We start from the raw sequence: 2,637 nt of genomic DNA on the forward strand, positions 1-2,637 counted from the left end.
GACCCCGGCGAGGGCACCCAGCGCCAGATGCTGCGCGCCGGTGTCGCCGCGCACGACCTGAACCGCCTGTGCGTCACCCACTTCCACGGTGACCACTCGCTCGGGCTCGCCGGAGTCATCCAACGCATCAACCTCGACCGCGTCCCGCACGCGATCACCGCGCACTACCCGCGCTCCGGGAAACGGTTCTTCGACCGGCTGCGGTACGCGACGGCGTACCGGGAGACCGTGCCGATCGCGGAGGTCCCCGTCGACGGGGAGGGCGGCGTGCTGGCCACCACCCCCGCGTACACGCTCGACGCGCGCAAGCTCTCCCACCCCGTGGAGTCGTACGGCTACCGGCTCGTCGAACCCGACGGGCGCCGCATGCTGCCCGAACGGCTCGCCGAGCACGGCATCAAGGGGCCGGACATCGGGCGGATCCAGCGGGAGGGCACCCTCGGTGGTGTGTCGCTGGACGACGTGAGCGAGCTGCGGCGCGGCCAGCGGTTCGCGTTCATCATGGACACCCGGCTGTGCGACGGGGTGTACGCCCTCGCGGACCGCGTCGACATGCTCGTCATCGAGTCCACCTTCCTCAACGAGGACATCGAACTCGCCGTGGACCACGGTCATCTGACCGCCGGTCAGGCGGCCTCCGTGGCCCGTGACTGCGGTGTACGGCACCTCGTGCTGACCCACTTCAGCCAGCGCTACACGGAGCCGGACGAGTTCGAACGGCAGGCGCGGGCCGCCGGCTTCGAGGGGGAGCTGAGCGTGGCGCACGACCTGATGAGGGTGGCGCTGCCGAAACGGCGGTGACGGCCGTGCGGATGCGAAATCGCGGCATGCCGGACGTACCATGCTTCGATGTCCCTCCCCAAAGCTGAATTGCACCTGCACATCGAAGGAACCCTGGAGCCGGAGCTGGCGTTCGAGCTGGCCGCGCGGAACGGGGTGACCCTGCCGTACGCCGACACGGACGCGCTCCGCGAGGCGTACCGGTTCGAGGACCTCCAGTCGTTCCTGAACCTGTACTACGAGCTGATGGCCGTGCTCCGCACCGAGCGGGACTTCGCGGACCTCGCCGACGCCTATCTCACCCGGGCCGCGGCGCAGGGCGTGCGGCACGTGGAGATGTTCTTCGACCCGCAGGCGCACACCGCCCGCGGGGTGGCCCTGGGCACCGTCGTCGAGGGGCTGTGGCGGGCGCTGGAGAAGAGCGAGGAGACCCACGGGATCTCCACCCGGCTCATCATGTGCTTCCTGCGCGACGAGTCCGCCGCCTCCGCCATGGAGACCCTTCGGGCCGCCCGGCCGTACCTCGACCGGATCACCGGCATCGGGCTCGACTCCGCCGAGGTCGGGCACCCGCCGGTCAAGTTCCGCGAGGTGTACGAGGCCGCCGCCGCGCTGGGGCTGCGGCGGGTGGCGCACGCCGGGGAGGAGGGACCGCCGGAGTACATCACCGAGGCCCTCGACGTGCTCGGTGTCGAGCGCGTCGACCACGGGCTGCGCTGCATGGAGGACCCGGACCTCGTCGAGCGGCTCGTGCGTGAGCGGATCCCGCTGACGCTGTGTCCGCTGTCCAACGTCCGGCTGCGGACCGTCGACACCCTCGCCGACCACCCGCTGCCCGCCATGCTCGACGCGGGACTGCTCTGCACGGTCAACTCCGACGACCCCGCCTACTTCGGCGGCTACGCCGGCGACAACTTCGACGCCGTGCACCGCACCCTCGGCCTGAGCGAGGAGCGGCTGCGCGAGCTGGCCCGCAACTCCTTCACCGCCTCCTTCCTGGAGGACGACGAGGAGCGGCGGGCCCGGTATCTCGCCGAGGTCGACGCGTACGAGTTCTGAGGCGTACGTGTTCTGACGCCTACGAGTTCTGACGGGCACTGTTCGCCCGCCGTCAGGCCGCCGGGCGGTACTCCGGCTGCTCGGTGGCCGCCCGGTCCCGGTAGCGGGCGTGCTCGGTCGTGGCGGTCGTGGTGCGCAGGGCCACGGCCGTCATGGGGGCGGCGATCAGGAGCAGGCCCACGGCCAGGATGGCGCCCATCGCCGGGAAACCGGCGTGCGCGGAGAGCAGGCTGCCGGTCAGGGGACCGGCGGCCGTGCCGAGCGAGGACGCGGAGCCGACGAGGACCGCCCAGCGGCCGCGCGGGTCGAGCGAGGCGGCGAGACCGATCAGATACGACAGCACGACCGGGTAGAGCACGTTCCAGGCGATCTCGCCCGTGGCGAAGGTGGTGAGGTCGCTCGCCGAGGCGCTCAGCGCGATACAGCCCGCGATGAGCGCGGTGCCGCCGCCGATGGGCAGCGCCCGGCCCAGCCGCGCGCCCAGCGCACCCGCGCCGATCACCCCGAGCAGGCCCGCGCCGAGGGCCGCCGCGAAGACCGCGCCGACGGTGACCTCGGTGAGCCCGGCCTGGGTGGTGCCGATGCGGCCGCTCACACCCCACAGGGAGTTCTGCGCGAGGGACCACAGCAGGAGGGTCGCGGCGAGGACCAGGCCCGAGCGGCGGTGGGGGAGCGGGCCGCGTTCCCCGCCGGTGGGGGCGGTGGCCACGGCGGTGGTGAGACGGCCGGTCGCCGGCAGGGTGAGCAGGGCCGTGACGGCGAGCGCGGCGAGCGGCACGCCGTGGCCGGGGCCCAGGT

The 2,637-nt window shown here is 72.7% G+C and carries 3 protein-coding genes; 2 read left to right on the top strand and 1 reads right to left on the bottom strand.

All coding sequences use genetic code 11. The features are described from left to right. Positions 1 to 801, top strand: an 801-nt coding sequence (locus tag AOK15_RS40275; protein WP_055524108.1) for a ribonuclease Z, incomplete at its 5' end; no start/stop codon positions are given. A gap of 48 nt (positions 802 to 849) precedes the next feature. After that, complete coding sequence (locus tag AOK15_RS40280; protein ID WP_055524110.1) at positions 850 to 1,839, top strand: adenosine deaminase; 990 nt, start codon at positions 850 to 852, stop codon at positions 1,837 to 1,839. 52 nt (positions 1,840 to 1,891) lie between these two features. Here AOK15_RS40280 and AOK15_RS40285 read toward each other — a convergent pair. Beyond that, positions 1,892 to 2,637: MFS transporter (locus tag AOK15_RS40285; RefSeq protein WP_478078831.1), on the bottom strand; the 746-nt coding region annotated here is incomplete at its 5' end.

It is taken from the genome of Streptomyces ossamyceticus (genome assembly GCF_001418475.1).
Lineage (GTDB): Bacteria > Actinomycetota > Actinomycetes > Streptomycetales > Streptomycetaceae > Streptomyces > Streptomyces ossamyceticus.